General features: G+C 60.4%; 17 protein-coding genes. 1 reads left to right on the top strand and 16 read right to left on the bottom strand.

What is annotated here, in order from left to right; genetic code table 11:
* Nucleotides 1-12 precede the first annotated feature (12 nt).
* From O6760_RS16720 to O6760_RS16645, 16 genes are all read right to left on the bottom strand, one after another.
* Entirely contained in the window at nucleotides 13-1,491 is a 1,479-nt protein-coding gene (locus O6760_RS16720; protein ID WP_269580850.1) for a hypothetical protein, read from the bottom strand.
* An 18-nt stretch (nucleotides 1,492-1,509) separates the two neighbouring features.
* Nucleotides 1,510-2,010 carry a virion core protein, T7 gp14 family gene (locus O6760_RS16715; protein ID WP_269580849.1) on the bottom strand — a complete coding sequence of 167 codons (501 nt, stop codon included), beginning with the start codon at nucleotides 2,008-2,010 and terminating at the stop codon, nucleotides 1,510-1,512.
* 2 nt (nucleotides 2,011-2,012) lie between these two features.
* Nucleotides 2,013-4,445 carry a hypothetical protein gene (locus O6760_RS16710; protein WP_269580848.1) on the bottom strand — a complete coding sequence of 811 codons (2,433 nt, stop codon included), beginning with the start codon at nucleotides 4,443-4,445 and terminating at the stop codon, nucleotides 2,013-2,015.
* Nucleotides 4,442-5,029 carry a hypothetical protein gene (locus O6760_RS16705; RefSeq protein ID WP_269580847.1) on the bottom strand — a complete coding sequence of 196 codons (588 nt, stop codon included), beginning with the start codon at nucleotides 5,027-5,029 and terminating at the stop codon, nucleotides 4,442-4,444. Before O6760_RS16705 ends, O6760_RS16710 begins: the two co-directional genes overlap by 4 nt.
* A 23-nt stretch (nucleotides 5,030-5,052) precedes the next feature.
* Complete coding sequence (locus tag O6760_RS16700) at nucleotides 5,053-5,412, bottom strand: hypothetical protein (RefSeq protein WP_269580846.1); 360 nt, start codon at nucleotides 5,410-5,412, stop codon at nucleotides 5,053-5,055.
* 75 nt (nucleotides 5,413-5,487) lie between these two features.
* Complete coding sequence (locus tag O6760_RS16695) at nucleotides 5,488-6,525, bottom strand: hypothetical protein (protein ID WP_269580845.1); 1,038 nt, start codon at nucleotides 6,523-6,525, stop codon at nucleotides 5,488-5,490.
* A gap of 176 nt (nucleotides 6,526-6,701) precedes the next feature.
* The gene (locus O6760_RS16690; protein WP_269580844.1) at nucleotides 6,702-7,385 is read right to left on the bottom strand and encodes a hypothetical protein; all 684 of its coding nucleotides are present in this window, start codon (nucleotides 7,383-7,385) and stop codon (nucleotides 6,702-6,704) included.
* A 232-nt stretch (nucleotides 7,386-7,617) separates the two neighbouring features.
* Complete coding sequence (locus O6760_RS16685) at nucleotides 7,618-7,860, bottom strand: hypothetical protein (RefSeq protein ID WP_269580843.1); 243 nt, start codon at nucleotides 7,858-7,860, stop codon at nucleotides 7,618-7,620.
* A 17-nt stretch (nucleotides 7,861-7,877) separates the two neighbouring features.
* Nucleotides 7,878-8,324 (bottom strand): hypothetical protein, encoded by a 447-nt coding sequence (locus O6760_RS16680; protein ID WP_269580842.1) that lies wholly within the window; start codon nucleotides 8,322-8,324, stop codon nucleotides 7,878-7,880.
* 104 nt (nucleotides 8,325-8,428) lie between these two features.
* On the bottom strand, nucleotides 8,429-9,304 hold the full coding sequence (locus O6760_RS16675) for a hypothetical protein (RefSeq protein WP_269580841.1): 876 nt from the start codon (nucleotides 9,302-9,304) through the stop codon (nucleotides 8,429-8,431).
* A gap of 2 nt (nucleotides 9,305-9,306) precedes the next feature.
* Nucleotides 9,307-9,621 carry a Bbp19 family protein gene (locus O6760_RS16670; protein ID WP_269580840.1) on the bottom strand — a complete coding sequence of 105 codons (315 nt, stop codon included), beginning with the start codon at nucleotides 9,619-9,621 and terminating at the stop codon, nucleotides 9,307-9,309.
* Entirely contained in the window at nucleotides 9,608-11,314 is a 1,707-nt protein-coding gene (locus tag O6760_RS16665; protein ID WP_269580839.1) for a portal protein, read from the bottom strand. The genes O6760_RS16670 and O6760_RS16665 overlap by 14 nt, the downstream gene beginning before the upstream one ends.
* Entirely contained in the window at nucleotides 11,314-11,541 is a 228-nt protein-coding gene (locus tag O6760_RS16660; RefSeq protein WP_269580838.1) for a hypothetical protein, read from the bottom strand. The genes O6760_RS16665 and O6760_RS16660 overlap by 1 nt, the downstream gene beginning before the upstream one ends.
* 351 nt (nucleotides 11,542-11,892) lie before the next feature.
* A complete protein-coding gene (locus O6760_RS16655) occupies nucleotides 11,893-13,911 on the bottom strand; it encodes a hypothetical protein (protein ID WP_269580837.1) in 2,019 nt (672 codons plus the stop codon).
* The gene (locus tag O6760_RS16650; RefSeq protein WP_269580836.1) at nucleotides 13,908-14,384 is read right to left on the bottom strand and encodes a hypothetical protein; all 477 of its coding nucleotides are present in this window, start codon (nucleotides 14,382-14,384) and stop codon (nucleotides 13,908-13,910) included. Before O6760_RS16650 ends, O6760_RS16655 begins: the two co-directional genes overlap by 4 nt.
* Nucleotides 14,385-14,652: 268 nt before the next feature.
* Nucleotides 14,653-15,051, bottom strand: a complete 399-nt coding sequence (locus O6760_RS16645) for a rhodanese-like domain-containing protein (protein ID WP_269580835.1) — start codon at nucleotides 15,049-15,051, stop codon at nucleotides 14,653-14,655.
* Nucleotides 15,052-15,130: 79 nt separating this feature from the next.
* On the opposite strand from O6760_RS16645, the gene ftrA reads away from it, so the two are divergent.
* A complete protein-coding gene (gene ftrA / locus O6760_RS16640; RefSeq protein ID WP_269580834.1) occupies nucleotides 15,131-16,126 on the top strand; it encodes a transcriptional regulator FtrA in 996 nt (331 codons plus the stop codon).
* Nucleotides 16,127-16,131 lie beyond the last annotated feature (5 nt).

The raw sequence follows: 16,131 nt of genomic DNA, 5'->3' as shown, positions 1-16,131 counted from the left end.
TCTCGTGAACCGTCAACCGGCCTGGCCAGAGGGCAGCCTCGTCGCCATGCGCTCAAGAAGATCAACCGGTTCGACGGGCGGCAGTCGGCCGGCCTGGCGTCCGGATGCCAGCTGATCCATGACAGCGGCTCTCACCGCCGGATCGTTCACCTTGGCGAGTTTTACTGACGCCTCATCCGGTCCCAGTCCCTGCACTTCCGTCAGGATTCGCCATTTTGCAAGTTCATCCCACAACCGTCCTCCGAACCGTCCGCCGCGGAGGGAAACCGGATCGATTTCACTGGCCACCGCCAGCTTTTCAAAACCGTTTCGTACGCTGTCAGGTTCGCGGCTGCGCAATTGCATCAACAGACCGGCAGAATAGGCGTCCGGCAGCAAAGCCTTGTTTCGCAGGAGTGACCGGGCGATCCGATCCGGATCGCCCCCCTTCGCGGTCAAGCGGCTGAAAGCACGGTCTGCAAATACCTGGTCCGACTTGGAATTGGGATCGCCATGCGCCGGTTCTTGCACCCAGTCCAGTGCAGCCAGGCTGGCTTCCTCCTTGCGAACCTGCCTGTCCAGCAGGTCCAGAAAGTGTTTTTTGCGGGAGGGCGCCAGATATCGGCTCGCATGAATGACTTCCGGGTCGAAGCCACTTCCTTCAGCGGCAATCCGATCCGCGATTTCCTCGCTTTCTCGGATTTCCTCGACGGCCATCTCGTCACGTGCGGATCCCAAAAGACGTGCTCGCGCTCGCGACGACAGGCCTTGCATCTTGCCGCGCATTTCCTGCCCGGCCGGGAACGCCAGTGCCTGCGACGCCAGGGGATCGGTTCCATCGCCTGAACTGCCTTCGTCTAGCAGCGCAAGAACTTGCTCGGGCGGGAGCGTCTTTGCCCAGCTTTCAACAAGCATGTCTGTGCTGGTGTGAAGCAGCCTCCTCCGTTCGTCCTCGGGCAAGGGCGAATGCTCCACAAGCTCTGCAATCGACCCAAGCGCCGTTTCTAGCGCACCCGGATTTTGTTCGATTTCCGCTGCCTGCGCCTGCGCGGTTTCTGCGATGCCGGCACGGAAATACTTGAGGGTCTCTGCATATTCGAGCGCTGCGAACCGGTCCGCATAAAGGTCACGCTGCGTTTCGAGATCCTTTGCAAGCCGTGCCTGAAGCCGTTTCGGCTGGGCGACGATAACTTGCTCGCCGTCCTGCTTGAAATGCGCAAGCATGGTTTCGGTAAAGCCGGCTGCGCCGGGCTGGAGCGCCTGCCGCTCGGTCGTTTCTTTCTGCTTGAGACCGGCATCCAACTGGCGGACCGCCCTGCTCACTTCCAGACGGTCAATCTGTTCCTGCCGCCTGCGCAGCAATTGCCCCAGCTGGCCCGCCTGCCCGGCTGATTGCCGGATCTGCCGTCCCAGGGTTTCCGTGGCGGCGCCGACAGCGGTATCAGCGACAACCGGAGGCCTTCGAACCTCCGGCAGGGTGCCCGTTCCACTGAATTTTACAAGTCTAGCCAAGAGAGTTCACCCTGTCTGTCAGCGGATGGATGCGGCGCTGCTATAGAAGGCATTGCCGAGTGTCGTCGCTGCGCTTGTAAGGCCACCCAGGATCGCACTTCGAGCGCCGATCCGGCCCGCGGCACGATGTGACTGCGCCCGTTCCCGCGCCGTCGCGGCTTCGAAGGTGAGGTTGCCCCGTTCGCCTTCCGCCCGATAGCGTATGGCCTCGATATTCTGGGCGGCTTCATGCGCATTGTCGTTCAGGACGTCCGTCAGCGATCCGGATTCGGAAAGACCGCGTTCCGCGCCCGAAGCACGATTGTTGCCCAGCACGCGGGCATAGTGTTCCAGCGTGCGTCCGCGCTCGTAGGAAGCGCGTGCCTGGTTGACTTCACGCTGGCGCTCGGCGAATTCGGCGCGACGCTCTTCTGCCTTTGCGTTCGCGTCGGCCTGCTGCCGGATGCCGCTTGCCTGGGTGGCAGCCCCGGCGAGAGAGCCGGCGACGGAAACCGCCGCCAGAATTGCAGGATGGCACATAGTCAAGGTTCCCCGTCTCGGCCGAAATTGATGGCCAGAATGGTTGATGGTTTGCCGCCGCCGGCTTCCAGCGTAAGCTGTCCGCCATCTTCCCAGCGTGTCTCGACCGCCTGGTCGAGAACCCCGCTGCGCAGCGGAGCAGGTTCGCCCGACGGATCACCCGCGCGATATTGGACCAGCTGATCCAGGTAGGTTTCCTCCGCCCCCGCCTTCAGCGTTCCCGTGTCCAGCACCGCGATACGGCAGGTGTCGGCCCGCAGTTTCCGGCCCAAGGAAGCACCGTCCTGCGAAGCCACAGGATAGGGCAACGTCCTGGCCCGGGCTCGAACATCCAGGCCAACGAGGATCTTGGTTGCCACCTGCCCGTTGGGAAGACCGGCCTCGCCACCGGTTACGGTGGTGCGATAGTCGGTTCCGTCGGCATAGAGGATCACGTCCTCGCCCTCCAGGTAGCCGAGCCCTGAAAGGGTATTGGCGGGAGCTCCTTCATATTTCGAGGCGCAATCGAGATGCCAGGCGTCCGCGATGTCATCACCCGCGAACGGTGTCTGCATGATTTCGATATACCGCCGGGTCTGGCCGTTGATCGTTCGTTTGACAATCATCCAGACCTCGTCTGACAGCTCGCCGGAGAGATCCGCCATGCATTCGACCTGGCCGCCGAAATCATGACGATGCATGCCATAGACCTGTTGCTGGCGCTCGTAGGTGAAACCTATTCCACGCCCGGAACGGTCCCAAAGCCAGATAATGCTGTCCGGGTATTGCTGGTAACAGGCACCGACGATGCCTGTTCTGAAAAGATGCGACTGAACTTCGCTCACCGATTGCGACACCCGCCCGTCGGCGGCGTAGTCATAGGCCATTTCGCGCATGTCGGTGCCGTAGGCTCCGAAATACAGCAGAACGGATCCGACCTTGATCGGGTTGACGCTGTTCGCCCCGAAATTGGTTTCCGGCCGCTGATCGACATTTTCCGGGCCATATGGATCCTGCTCCGTTGCCTTGCCGACAGCGCGAACCGCGCGGGATGTGCCGACAATCAGGTCATTGTCGTCCACGAGCCACTGGATCCGGTTGACCTGACCGGACAGGATGGCCGCGGTCACCGCGTCAGAGGCCTGGAGAGTATGGGAGACGGAGAAATTCGTGTAATCCTCGGTCTGGCTCTCCCAGATTTTCTGCGGTTCCTCGCGGGTTCCCGCAAAGGCCAGCCGGCTCTTGTGCCAGCCGATGGTTTCCGGCCAGCCGGACGTGCCGGACCAGGCACCAAGCCGCCAGGATGTCTGGGCTTTCAGGTCGAGCAGCGCCTGCCCGTAGAGCCGGACATTGACCCGTGTCGTCGACACCACGCTGGTGATCTTGAACCAGCGCCAGAAGCCATCGGAGCCGCGAAACCGGATATGGCGGCCGGTATCTGAGAACTGGAAGCCGGTTCCCCCGTTGATCCCGTCTGTGCCGGAGGCCGTCAGGCTGAACGAAGTCTGGTCGTCGCCGGCCTGATGGAAGACGATCTGCCCGATCGCCGAATTGTCGCCGTTGGCCCCGCCTCCCTGGCTGAAACTCAGCCGGTAGTGGGTGTAGGCGGTCTCATTGTGAAATGCATATTGCCGCCACTCGTTTGACGCCCAGGTGTCCTGCCCCTCCTGTGTATCCAGGACCGTCCAGTTCAATCCGTCGCCGGAAGCCTCGATGTTCCATTGCCAGGGCATGTCGTCATTCTGGCTGTTGTCGTTCGGCGCCTGCAGCATGTAGGCGTCGATCACGACAGCGTTCGGAAACTCGTATTGCACCCACCCGGTGGCGCCGCTGGAAAGCACCACCTTGCCCGACGACCGGTCGAACACTTTCCAGGCCGACGTGCTGTTGTTGAAGGCGGTGACGGTTCCGGTCGGGGCCGTGTTCGACGTCATGTCGGGCACGGGATTGCCAAGACCGGAGGGTTTCAGGTTCGTTGGCGAGATGTTCACGTCCAGATAGGGACCGTCCTTGAACTCCATGGGCTCCAGGGTCCAGGTGGTTTCTCCCAATCGCTTCAATGCATGTGGGGCCGCCCCGCCTCCTGTAATGAACAGTGTGTCGGTTGACTGCACGACCTTGAGGCCCGGCAGGTCCGAAACGCTGTAGGGAGTGGCGACTTCAACGCTTCCGACGCGGCCGGACCGTGTATAGACCCTGAAATAATGGTCGCCGAATTCGAGCATGTAATACTGGCCGTTGCCGAATTCGAACGGGATCAGCCAGCCGGCATCCGCGCTTTGTTTCATCTGGCCGACGAACTTTGTGCCGCCACGCCGGCGCAGCCCGCCCCGCTTGAGCGTGACAAAGTTTTCACACTCCGCGAGCGAGGACCGGAACAGTTCCAGATCGGAGCGATAGATCAGCTCGGGATCCAGTTCGCCCCGGCTGAAAGTGGCTTGAAGGTGATAGCTCATCGGTCGGTGATAATGTCCAGGTCAATCATCGGCAGGGGTGTCCCCTGCTTGGCATCTGCGGCTCCGGCCCTGTCAAAGGCTTCCCCCGCGGCTTGCTGCAAGGCTTCCGCGCGGCTGTTCTTGCCGGTGATGGCATGGGCACAACCGGCGGCCAGGAAGAGCGAAAATCCGTGCACGAAAAGCGGTGAAAGCTCCGCCTCTCGCACGACCCTGCGGACGAACCGCAAGGGAAAGGGCGGCGCCTGGTTGCTCAGGATCCTTTGTCCGGCCACCTCGAAGGGGATCAGCGTGCCCCCCACCTCACCGTTCACGCTTTGCAACGGCATGCGCAGGCAGGAGGCGGGTTTCTTGTATTGGTAGGCCCAACGGAAAGGAGGTCTGACTGTCTCTGCAGGCAACCAGGTCAGTTCCATGGCAAAATCCCAGTCATGCATGGCAAGATAGGCATCGCGGTGAGCCGCATAGTGATTGCGGAACCATCGTGACGCGACGGAGGAAAAGTCGAAATCGCGAATGGGCGCTTCCTTCAGATGCGCAAGCGCCAGATTCGCCATTTCAACGGGTGTGTTGACGGTGCCGGACATGAGACCTCTCTGGTTGGAATGGCTCAGGCCGCGGGCGGCAAGGCGGGGCCGTTTTCATAGGCTTCGAGTGCCTCGACGGCATCGGCCTTGGTCGCCGCGCGCACGCCGGCATAATCCGCGGCCATGACCTGCTGGGTTTTCCAGTGTTCCTTGCGCCATCCCCTCGGCAACGGTCGGGGAGCCGTGAGCGGGGCCGCCGGTGCCGAGCCGCCGTCTTCGGCTTTCTGTTTCCGGTTCCAGTCGGCGCACATGGCATCTGAAAGACGAAGCACATTGGTGTCTGCATCGAGGGTCTGGTTGCCGAAACGGCTCCAGAAATCCCGGTTATGGTTGGCTTCCAGTTGTTTCAGGTGCCGTACCCTGCGTTCGGACAGCTCGGTCATTGTGTTCTCCAGAAAAGAAAAAGGCAGCCGAAGCTGCCTGGGATCACTGAAATTGGGTCTGGGGTCTCTTCCGGCTCAGATGTTCACCTTCAGACAGGCAAGCTTGACATTCTTCCGGTTGTACTTGCGGTCCCAATTGGCCGCATCGCGCAGTTCCGCGAGGGTCGCGCCCTGTGACTTGGCGAGCACGGCACCGGTAAAGTCCATGCCGGCCGGATGGATCAGCTCATGACGGCGCGTGGTCAGGTAATCCGCCCCGCCTCCATTGCCGATATCGGGATCCCGGGTGATTTCCGTACCCTCGTTGCCGTAGATGGTCGGCCGGTTCGGCACCTCGTCGATATGCATGAAGGCACCAGGCGCGAACAGGAAGCACGAATACTCGTCTGAGTTGGCACCCGTGGCCACCGGCATCATTTCCGAATGCACCACCATCATGCCCGCGTAGTAAGGCACCTCGAACGGGGCCTCGGACGGCTTCTTGAACTCGATCTTCTCGTCGTCCAGCAGGGTCCCGTAGACGAAACTGTGCATGGCGATCGCGCGCAGGTCGTCCAGGTTCTCACCCATGGTCAACCGGGCCCGGTTGATCGCCTGGTAGCTGATCCGGTTCGCGGCGGTCGGCGATCCCACGTCGGAATAGATCGAGTAGACCATGTCGCCGCTGTCATTGGCGACATTGTCGGCAATGACGCCTTCGGCAGTCGCAATGATCCGTTCTTCCTTGCGCCGTCCCCAATAGGCGCCGATCCGTTCGGCAACCCGGTTCATGGCGCTGTCGCCGCGCCCCGTGGCCGCGTAGCTGGCAACGGTCTTGGCGCCGTATTTCTTGGCCAGGCGATGCTTGTAGGCCTTCATGTCGCTGGCCGTGATCTTGGACACCGCGATCTTGCTGTCGCTGTCATCGATCACCGTCGGTTCCGCGTCGTCCAGATCCTCCCAGTAGGGCACTTCGATCTGGTTGCCGCCTGTCTTGAAGCGCTTGGCGATCTCCGGCGCCGGCGCCGCCAGGATGCCGGATTTTTCCAGAAGGATCAGTTTTGCCGGCTTGTTCTCCGCCATGTAGGGCGTAAAAACGCGCGGCACGACGATGTCTGAAATTGTAGAAGTCATTGTATTTCCTTCGGTAAAAAATGTTTGATAGTGAGAGCCCACGACGGGTTCGCGGCGACCGTGATGCGTCTGGAGCGCACTTCGGCATCGACCGGTCCAAGGCAAGCGTGTTCGGCCGGTTACTCCCAATCCGGCTGTTCACAATCTGATGGGATGTCTTTGAAAGAAGGCTCTTTTCAGAGCCTGAAAAGAGCCGGGTTACGGCCGGCGGCAGCAATCAGCCGCTTGGCCAGTACCGGACTGGTTTCCAGCAATTCGGCTTGCATTTTCAGGTTGGGCCGTTTCAGGTCGAACGGATTTGCTGTGCGTGCGCCTGTCCGCAACGAGGACACGCTCTTCGTGCCCCGTCTCGGATCGGCTGTGACTTCGCCTCCTGATGGACCAGCGTCCAGCGCATGCGATGCGTCTGATGAAGGCTGCGTTTTGTCCGTTTTTCCTGATGGACGCTGATCAAACGGCGTTTCCCCTTGCGTGTCGGGAGCGTCAGGGGTTCGCCGCAGCGGGGGAGCCTGCCCCGGAGCCCGGCCCGGTCCCGGGTTCTCGACACCATCCCTTGCGGGATTGGTTACTTTTTCCCCGGGTCGGATTAGTCCGTCCGTGTCGCCCAGCAGATTGCTTGTGAACCCGGGCACGGGTTTGACAAATTCGTGTTTCGGTGAATTCAGCAACTGCTGCGGTTGAATTCCAAATGACCTCAGGATTGTTCCGGCGAAGCTGTTGCTGTTCTGGATATCGACCTTGTAATCGAGATCACGGGCATTAACGCCTTCCATGACCTTTCTTGCCCTGCCCTTGAAGCTTTCAATCTCCTCCGGCGTGCCGATAACGATCGTTGTCTGGTTGACGACCTTGTCGCCCATCACGGGATAAAAGGTCAGATAACCTTTGATCGTATCCCTGGAATTCCAGGGCATGCCGATGCTTTTGGCGCGGCCGTTTCTGTCGGTCGCAAGGCCGTTCAATTCCCAGATCTGGGCACCGGTCTCATCATGTCCGGTAATGACAAGATGCGACGCAAGTCCAAAAAGCTTGTATTCACCTATTCGTATCGAGTGTTTGGATTCATCAGTCAAAAACAATACCTACCTCGGGTCAGGCCTCATTAATTTGATTGAAATGGCGCAACACACGGCGATGAGCTGCAAGGAAAAGCGTGACAAGCGGGCTTCCTGCCCGGTTGAGCGGTTTGACGCAGCAGGTCGAAGCCGTTTTTGCGTCCCCACGGGATAGGATGAATTTGCCCGGCAACGTCGTTGCAAATCTTTGCAATCCGGACGGTTTGCTGCAGACTTGCGCCTCGTATCCGATCAAATTCATCCCCACCATTTCATTCAAATTGGTGGGTCCTGACCCTATATCTTGTCGACCCAACCGGTCTTTTCACAATACCATTCAGGTGCGGAAACCAGGGCCGATTCCATTCCCTTTCGGCTGAGACACAGCTCATTGCTTGCCGATACACGTTGTTTATATGTGTAATCTGGAAGCTCCGGTGTACCGATCAGTCTGCTGAGAAATTTGTCCGCCCATTCCAGCTTCACGGTAAAATCCAGGTTTCCGGTGGTTTCACACTGCCGCATCACTTGAAAGAATGCGTCATAGAGACCAGCCATCTCTGCAGCGTCCGCTCCCGTCAGGCTGAGATCCCTGACGACAACCAGCTGATCCATGACTTCACCGGCGGCGCAGGTACTCGGGGCGCCCACACCGGTCGCTTGCACAGGCGCACCAGGTGCAAGGATGGCAGCAAGCAAAAGCATCACGCCCAGCAATTTCTCCAGAAACCGATTTGCGCTCACAAGGTCCTCCATTGAGTGATCAATTCACCAGCAACATGTTCCCTTTATGTTCCAAGATCAACCATAAACTGTCAAGCGCCTGAGCCAGATGATCTCTGATTGCATCACAGCCGAAAGAGCCCGGGATCCCGACCGGCGGACAGGATAAGCCTCCGGGCCTGCGCAGGATTGCGTTCCAGCAAGTCGGATTGCCTCTTGAGATCTGGATTTCCCGTTTCAAACGGATTTGCATCTGTGTCCATGCTGGCGATGCCATCCAGGCTGTCTTCCGCAAACGCCCGGTCGTGGATAAAGGCCAGCAGCTTGACGGCTCTCGGATCAGACACCTGTTGCAGACCGTCACCGTCCGCTTGTGTCAGGGCTCCCCTCCCGACGAACCAGTCGGTCAGATCGACACCAGCGGACTTGAGACCGGTCAGCGCCCGGTCAGCTCTTGCAACGAGGTTCTCGTAGCCATCGCTCCCTGGCTCGCCATATTCTCCGACAAGCGCCTTGTGAGCCCGCTCGACAGCCTCGTCCCGGGCAGCACTTGCCTTTCCCGCGGCGGCCTGTTGCTCGGTATAGTGATCGGACATTTTGCCAAGCCAGCGGTCATGCAGTTTTTGCGCGGCTGATGGGGGAAGGCCGGCCTCCTGAAACCAGCCGCTGACTTCTTCCGCAAAGGCCTGATCATAGGGGAATGCGTCAGGCAGCGTATCCGGCATTTTGAACCGGTAGCCGTCTTGCGGCGTCCAGCGTGTGGCAAGTTCGCCATAGAACGCTTCCATTTCCTCCGGGCTGGCCGTTTCACCCGGAACGAGCACCGATTGTGCCAATTGCTCCTGCAGGCCGCGATAACCGTCGATCACGCTATTTGCGCTCTCCCAGCCGTTTTCGGCGGCAAACGCCAGATTGTCTTCGCTCACGCCAGCCAGGAGGGTCTGCGTTTCCAATCCGGTACCGCTCCCTTCTGCGGACTGACCGTCTTGCATTTCATCCATTCTCAAACGTCCTCATTGGTATCGAACTCCGGGAGTGTTTCCAGCCGCGCCGCTTCCTGCAGGGCGGCATGTTCCTCAGGAGACACTCGGATCATCGACAGGATCCGCGCAAAGAGTGCTTTGCGCCCATCGAGATAGCCCCCTGCGCGAACGCCAAGTTCAACGGGGGCGGCCTGGTAGATCCCGCATTCCGCGGCGAGGTCCGCCAGCACCAGCTCACCGTCGGGGCACAAAAAAACGGACCGATAGGCCCGTTCAACCACTGCAGGTCTCTGCTTGCGCCGCCACGCGGCGCGCTTGAGGCTACGCCAGATCATTGCCACCCCCGTTCTGTCCCTGAAGGGCCTTCAGCATGGGCGCGCCGTCCTTTGCCATGCGCGCCAGGCTTTCAGCGGAGGCGATCTGCTGCTGCTGTGAAGCCTGGGCCGCCCGCTCCGACCGCAGCGCCTCGACTTCCTCCGGTCGGCGCTTCAGTTTCGCCGGCAGGCCGAGTGCCCGCCTGGTCAGGTCGTATTCCGCGTCGCGGTCGTGCAGATCCAGGATGGATGGATCCGCGGCGGTGGCCACACCCAGGTAGTCCTGGAACCCCATGATGGCCTCGAAATGCCCGGCCTCGCGCATTTGGTCGATCGGTGCCGTCGACGTCAGCGTGATGTCCCCCTCCAGAACGGTCTCGGGCGGTTCCAGCGGCGAACCGGTTGCAAATGCACCGCGTCGCCCGAGAATGCCGATTTCCCGCTCGAACAGGTTTTCGTTCCCCGCGAGGATATTGGTGGAGAACGGTCCGATCATGTCCGCCATTTCCTTGCGGCGAATATTGGTTTCCGTCGCCGTACGGCCATTGCCATCCAGCAATGTCTGCCAGAGGTCGCCATAAAGCCCGACACGGAGCTTTTCCCGGATGTTCTCGATCTGGCTGTCGGCTGCGCCCGGATTGACCGTTTCGATCATCGGGCGAAACAGTGGTCTGCCCTGTTCGTCGATCAGCCCCGGATTGGTTCGCCCCGGGTTGAGGTCGAGCTGACGCTCTTCGCGGTGCGTTGCGATCGGCGGGCGCACGGCCTGCGAACTGGCGATCAGGCCATCCCGAGCCAGCCCCTGCAGGCTCTTGATGTCGCTCATCAGCTTGGCCTGCGGCGGGGAGCCGTAAGGCGAAAGCCCGTCCCGGTCCCAGCGGCTGATCACAAGCGGATATTCGAAGAAACCTCCCCTGCGGCAGATATGCCCGCTCTCTTCCTCGAAATGCACGCTTTCGAAGCTGGATTTCCGCAAGTCCGCCGCACTGGCATGTCCGCCCTCGCGCAGGAAACAGGCCTGCACGAAGACATGCTCGTTGGTTTTCCGTTTCGGGTCCTCGGCATCTTCCTTCACCCGCCGCGAAACCTTGCCATTATATTCCTTCACCGCCTGCCAGGCAGACAGCCTGCGAACCCGAAAGAAGCCGCAATCGTTCCCCTGGGCGTCAACGAGCAGGAAGATCTCGTAGAGCGGCACATAACGATAATGCACCGGCGTCCGGATATCGGCGAGATTGCCTTCGTTTTCGACCGGATAGAGCACGCCGGTGCCGAGTTTCACCGTGGACAGGATCCTCGATCGGTTGGCCAGCGCGAAACCGGACCGGCCCGAATAGCGCACACGAAACAGATGATCGCGAACGAGCTCGAAGAACTCCTCGTCCGCCTGAGTCGGCGGTGGCGCAAACGGATCACCAAACCCGACCCCGTGCCAGGGGAACCCCTCGGGCATGGTCAGCGAACCGACACCGGAGGCCAGGCGGTCGAGCAGCCAGACCGCCGTCGGATCGTACAGCTTGCGCGACCGTTCCCTGGCCGCCGATTGTCGGAACGCGCTCATGCCGTTCGCAGCGGCGACACCCGAAGGCCGGTTGAAGGCACGCTCCATGTCCGGCGCCGTGTAGGTCACGTAGTCCTGCCAGTCCGCCTCGACCCACTGCCGCTCCGCACGGGCGGCCTGCAGTTCCGATTTCAGGTCGTCAACGACACCCATCAGGCCCGTCCCAGGAGCGTTACACCGGGACGCGAGGCGGTGCCGAAATCGGCGACACCCAGCGGGCTGGTCAGGTTTGTTGCCCGCGAACCATAGGCGGCCGCCCGGCGACGGCGGCTGTTTTCCTGCAGGTTCCTTGCCTGCCTCTGCGGATCGGGTTCCCGCGGTGGCGGCGGCGTCGGTTCCGGGGCCGGCTGCTTTGAGCCGCCCCCACCAAACATGCACATGAATAGCTCCTTTCGAATTTGACTGCCCACGCAAAAACGCGCCCGTTCCGGTGCCGGAGCTTGCCGCTCCTGCACCGGGACAAAAGGTGGTTTCTGTTTCTGGGACTTGGCAGTTCCCGGGCCCGTTCAACGCCGGTCGAATGCGGGTCGGGCCCTATCGGGCACACGTTTCCAAGATAACGTTATGCGTTTGTTTTTAGGCCTGTTTTGACGAAACGTCCAGCATGAGAAATTGTCTGAAGGTGTTGTTTAGAATGAAGTTTCTCAAAACCAATTGGCAAACAAGGGGCACTGGCCCAACTCTCCTTGAGCGCGCTGGCGACATTGATTTCAGGAACCATCTGCCGGTTGTCAATGCGTCGCGGCGGTATCGGCCCGTTCCCCGCCACCGGTCTGCGTCATCTGATGCGCCGGAATTCGGTCCGGCTTCCGGGTAATCGCGGTCCCGGTTTTGCTGATCCTCGCCTGAAAGGTCTCACTCAGGAGATGGCGGACGCCTTGGTCGTCGTCATAGGACAAGGTCATACGCGGACCATACCCGGCTTCGTCGGTCCAACCCTTCCGCCAGTCACGTCCTGTATTTTCATTCGGCGACAAATACCACCTGGCTGCATCGATACCGTGGGAAGCCAGGTGAGCCTGCACCGCCTTGGTCAGGTAGCCGTGCCCGTCGCGATCCAGGTCCGGATACACGTTTTCAGCCGGATGCTTGATCACGATACCGTCCGCTTCGGGTGCAAAAGCCGACGTGTCCCACGTCTGAGCGAAACGTTCGACGGCCAGGCTGGCCGCGGCTTCCCGGTCACCGCCCATCTGCAGAAGGCTCTCTTCATGGAGTGCATTGAAGTCCCTGAGGGCCTCGGCTTCTTCCTCCGGCGTCGCCCCCAGCTGCCTGTACCGGTCATAGGATGTTTTCCGGCCGAGGTCTTTGCCGGTGTCGCCTGCCGGCGCCTGCTCCCGCACGCCTTCAAAGCCCGTTGCCAAGGCATCAGCTTTTCCGGACGGAATGGGCATACCGGGCGCCACCTCCGTTTCCGGACCGCCCCCGGTTGAAAACCCAGAAGGCAAGATCGGGTCAGAGCCCGCGATCGATGGCCAATTTGTCAAGGGAACAGCCGTCTGTTCGTTGCCGGCAACGGTCATCGAGGTCAGGGATCCCGTGAGCAGGTCAGCGGATGCATCCTCTTCCACGCCCCTGGCAAACGCGCCGTCCGGATGGTTGATGGCGCTCCGCAAGCCGTTAAGTTTCTGACCGATCTCCGCGTCACCGGAACTGTTGCCGAAGACCCGGTCGATGGCACTGCCAACAACACCGACCATCGCATCCCGCCCGCCGACATAGGTCGCGAACGCATCCGAGCGTTCAACGTCCCTAGCAATGCCAGCCATTTCCTGGATCGCCCTGTTCTCGGGATAGGCCTCGCCGTATAGCTGGGTCAGCGCGACAATATCATCGATATTCCCCAGGACATCCCACGCCTTCTTGAGGGCTCCGACGGGTGTCAATGTTACCGCAAGATCCACACCTACATCTGCTGCAAGCGACTTCAGATCGTCCTCGGTGAATTCCAGCCCCAACTCGCCCGCCGCTTGCACGAAGGAAACATTTCGTTCCTCGGCCCGTGCCTGAACCATGGAAATGACGGGAACGGCGGCAAGCCCGAGAACAGCAACCGGCGCGCCTTTGCGGGCCAGCTTTGAGAAACGCCCTCCAATCCGCCGCAATCGAGCCGTTTCCTGGAGTATTTGAGCCTGTTTGTAGCTCTCCGGAAACGCAAGTGTCCCCTGGCGAAACCCTTTTGCATCGCCAAAGCCTTCTTGCCATTTGTCTCGGATGTTCATGAATTGTTCTTCAGAGAGGTTGAGATCGGGGTCAACGACCAGCTCCCCCATCAGCTTTTTCATGGTCGTGAAGCGGAAGTCGGTATCGACGATCCTGGCGTGGGTGCCGGCGTCGGCGTTCCATTTCGCCCTGTTTCGGTTTTCGTAAAAATCCTTGTCCCGCGAGATGACCTCGAAATCATAGTCCGGGTTCAGCGCCATGAATTTGCGCGCACTCATGTCCCACCGTTCGGCGCCGCCTCTCTTTGTATGGCGTTTGCCGTTTGGATCATAAATGTCTTCTTCATCTGGAAGAACGGGGTCGACGCGCAAAATGCGCCCGTCTTGCCGCAAGTCCGCAATCCACGCGTCAAAGGCCGCCCGGTTGTCCCCCTTGTACCAGGCGCCGTTTCTGAGTTCGGTATGGGTGTCTTCGCTGAAGAAAAAATAGTCTCCACGCTTCACGACGGCCGAAAGACCCTCAAAGCCGGAATATTTCACGATCGCATCGACCTGCGAGGCATCGAGAACAACAACCTTCGGCTTCATTGGTCAGGGTCCTCCGCGAAGGAGATCAGTTTGGAAAGCTTGCTCTTGGCAAAGTCTCTTGTTTGCTCGGATCGCAGGGAGGGAAGCTGCCCGGTTTCGACGTATTTCAGCAGCCACTCGCCGTAGAGCAGTTTTGCGGAGTCAAACGGGACCCGCGTTTTCATTCCGTACCAGAAGACGAACTTGAAAAGCGTGTCCGTGGCATCTGTCGGATTGTTGTCCCAGAACGCATCGGCTTCCTGGTCGAGTTCGGGGTGCTCATCAAGAAATTTTTCCCATGCGACGATCCTTGTCACCGCCTGGTGCAGCTCTTCGTGCCGCTGCATCAATTCACCGACATGCAACACGGTTTCAAAGGGCAGCTTGGGAGACGGTTTCGCACCATATTCCCCGAAATAGGCTTTGCCTTCCTCGGTCCTTTCGAAGGCCGCCAGCTCCTCGCGCCAGCCTGAAATATCTTCAAAGTCTGCCATTGTTTCCTTCCTGAAACCCGACCAATATGTTCATGAATTGTTCCTAGACGGAACTGTGCACGATTAATTCTGCTGCTGCAACTTGAAGCAGAGGATTTCCATTCGATTGCAACGCCCCGGACAAGCGCGCAAGGAATGCCGAGGCGATCTCTGGTGCGAACATCCCCGGGCCCGGTGCGCCCTTCCGGCCCCATGGAGGGATCCGGCCAAGGCCGGCCGGATCCTTTCGACTTGAACCGCGTCCCGCTGGCTGCCAACCCCACCCCTCTCAGTCCATGCCGGTGGCAAGGTCGAAACCTTCGTCGACCCACCCGGTTATGCCGCCGGCCATGATCTTGACCGGACGCCCGAGTTCCGCCAGCCGGAGTGCCCCCCGGGCCGCGCCATTGCAATGCGGTCCGGCGCAGTAGGTCACGAACAGGGTGTCTTCGGACCACTTGGCCAGCTTGGACCGGATAATCTTGCCATGCGGCAGATTGACCGCGCCGGGCACATGCCCCTTCTCGAACAGCGCAGGGCCTCTGACGTCCAGAAGCACGAAACCCGGCTCGCCGGACAGCGCGTCATGCACGTCCCAGCAATCGGTCTCGAAAGTGAATTCCGAAGCAAAATGCTCCATCGCAAGATCGCTCGGGGCTGCTGGTATCTTGGTAACATTGTTGGTCATTGGATGCTCCTTCGAACCCGATCTGACCTGCCTGGAACCCAGTTGGCAATTGGCATGGAAGACGCTATACGTAAAAATCATGCCAAATTCTTCTGCCTCAGCACATTGCCCTGCCACCGCGCTGACCGGACCGCTGGTGGTCGCGCTTGTCTATGACGGCCTGTGCACCTTCGAGTTCGGCATCACCGCGGAGATTTTCGGACTGCCCAGACCCGAATTCGGGGCAGACTGGTACCGTTTCGCCAGCTGTGCGATCGAAGACGGACCGCTGCGCGCCCAGGGCGGATTGCGCGTCTTCGCCGATCACGAGCCTGCGGTGATCGACCAGGCCGACATCATCGTTGTCCCGGGCTGGCGCGGCGCCGAGTCCGAAGTGCCGGCCCATCTCATAGAGACGCTTCGCCGAGCCCATCGGCGCGGTGCCCAACTCCTGTCCATCTGCTCCGGCGCCTTTGTTCTCGCAGCCACCGGCCTCCTCGACGGGTGTTCGGCGACCACACATTGGCGCTACGCCGAAAAACTGCGCACCCGCTTTCCCGACGTCACCGTCGACGAGACCTCCCTGTATCGCCTGGAAGACCGCATCCACACATCCGCCGGCAGCGCGGCAGGTATCGATCTAATGCTCGAGATCATCCGCCGGCACTACGGAGCGGACAAGGCCAACCGCGTGGCCAGGCGTCTTGTCGTTCCCTCCCATCGGGCCGGCGGCCAGTCCCAGTTTCTGGAACGCCCTGTCGCCTGTCGCACAGGAAATCCCATCGCGTCACTGCTTGAAGAGGTGCGTGGCCGCCTCGCGGAAGACTGGACCGTTGAACGCCTGGCCGCGCAATGCCCCATGAGCCCGCGCACGTTTCAGCGCCGGTTTTCGGAGGCCACGGGCATGTCGCCGGGCGACTGGCTCACCTGGGAACGGGTCGAGGCCGCCAAGGATGTTCTGACCACCGGGCAGGACGGCATGGAGACCGTCGCGGCCCTGGTCGGTTTTGGCAGCGCCCATGCCTTGCGTCACCATTTTCGCCAGAAACTGGGGCTTAGCCCAACCGAATATCGCGGCTTGTTCAAGAAGGAGTAGCCCGA

Source organism: Roseibium sp. Sym1 (assembly GCF_027359675.1).
Lineage (GTDB): Bacteria > Pseudomonadota > Alphaproteobacteria > Rhizobiales > Stappiaceae > Roseibium.
The sequence above is the reverse complement of the archived record's forward strand: the minus strand, read 5'-3'. Positions and strand labels throughout refer to the sequence as shown.

What these genes read in the sequence shown, in the direction of transcription:
- O6760_RS16715 (WP_269580849.1), bottom strand. Translation starts at nt 2,010, where the DNA reads ATGTGCCATCCTGCAATTCTGGCGGCGGTTTCCGTCGCCGGCTCTCTC.
- O6760_RS16710 (WP_269580848.1), bottom strand. Translation starts at nt 4,445, where the DNA reads ATGAGCTATCACCTTCAAGCCACTTTCAGCCGGGGCGAACTGGATCCC.
- O6760_RS16705 (WP_269580847.1), bottom strand. Translation starts at nt 5,029, where the DNA reads ATGTCCGGCACCGTCAACACACCCGTTGAAATGGCGAATCTGGCGCTT.
- O6760_RS16700 (WP_269580846.1), bottom strand. Translation starts at nt 5,412, where the DNA reads ATGACCGAGCTGTCCGAACGCAGGGTACGGCACCTGAAACAACTGGAA.
- O6760_RS16695 (WP_269580845.1), bottom strand. Translation starts at nt 6,525, where the DNA reads ATGACTTCTACAATTTCAGACATCGTCGTGCCGCGCGTTTTTACGCCC.
- O6760_RS16690 (WP_269580844.1), bottom strand. Translation starts at nt 7,385, where the DNA reads ATGGGCGACAAGGTCGTCAACCAGACAACGATCGTTATCGGCACGCCG.
- O6760_RS16675 (WP_269580841.1), bottom strand. Translation starts at nt 9,304, where the DNA reads ATGGATGAAATGCAAGACGGTCAGTCCGCAGAAGGGAGCGGTACCGGA.
- O6760_RS16670 (WP_269580840.1), bottom strand. Translation starts at nt 9,621, where the DNA reads ATGATCTGGCGTAGCCTCAAGCGCGCCGCGTGGCGGCGCAAGCAGAGA.
- O6760_RS16665 (WP_269580839.1), bottom strand. Translation starts at nt 11,314, where the DNA reads ATGGGTGTCGTTGACGACCTGAAATCGGAACTGCAGGCCGCCCGTGCG.
- O6760_RS16660 (WP_269580838.1), bottom strand. Translation starts at nt 11,541, where the DNA reads ATGTGCATGTTTGGTGGGGGCGGCTCAAAGCAGCCGGCCCCGGAACCG.
- O6760_RS16655 (WP_269580837.1), bottom strand. Translation starts at nt 13,911, where the DNA reads ATGAAGCCGAAGGTTGTTGTTCTCGATGCCTCGCAGGTCGATGCGATC.
- O6760_RS16650 (WP_269580836.1), bottom strand. Translation starts at nt 14,384, where the DNA reads ATGGCAGACTTTGAAGATATTTCAGGCTGGCGCGAGGAGCTGGCGGCC.
- O6760_RS16645 (WP_269580835.1), bottom strand. Translation starts at nt 15,051, where the DNA reads ATGACCAACAATGTTACCAAGATACCAGCAGCCCCGAGCGATCTTGCG.
- ftrA (WP_269580834.1), top strand. Translation starts at nt 15,131, where the DNA reads ATGCCAAATTCTTCTGCCTCAGCACATTGCCCTGCCACCGCGCTGACC.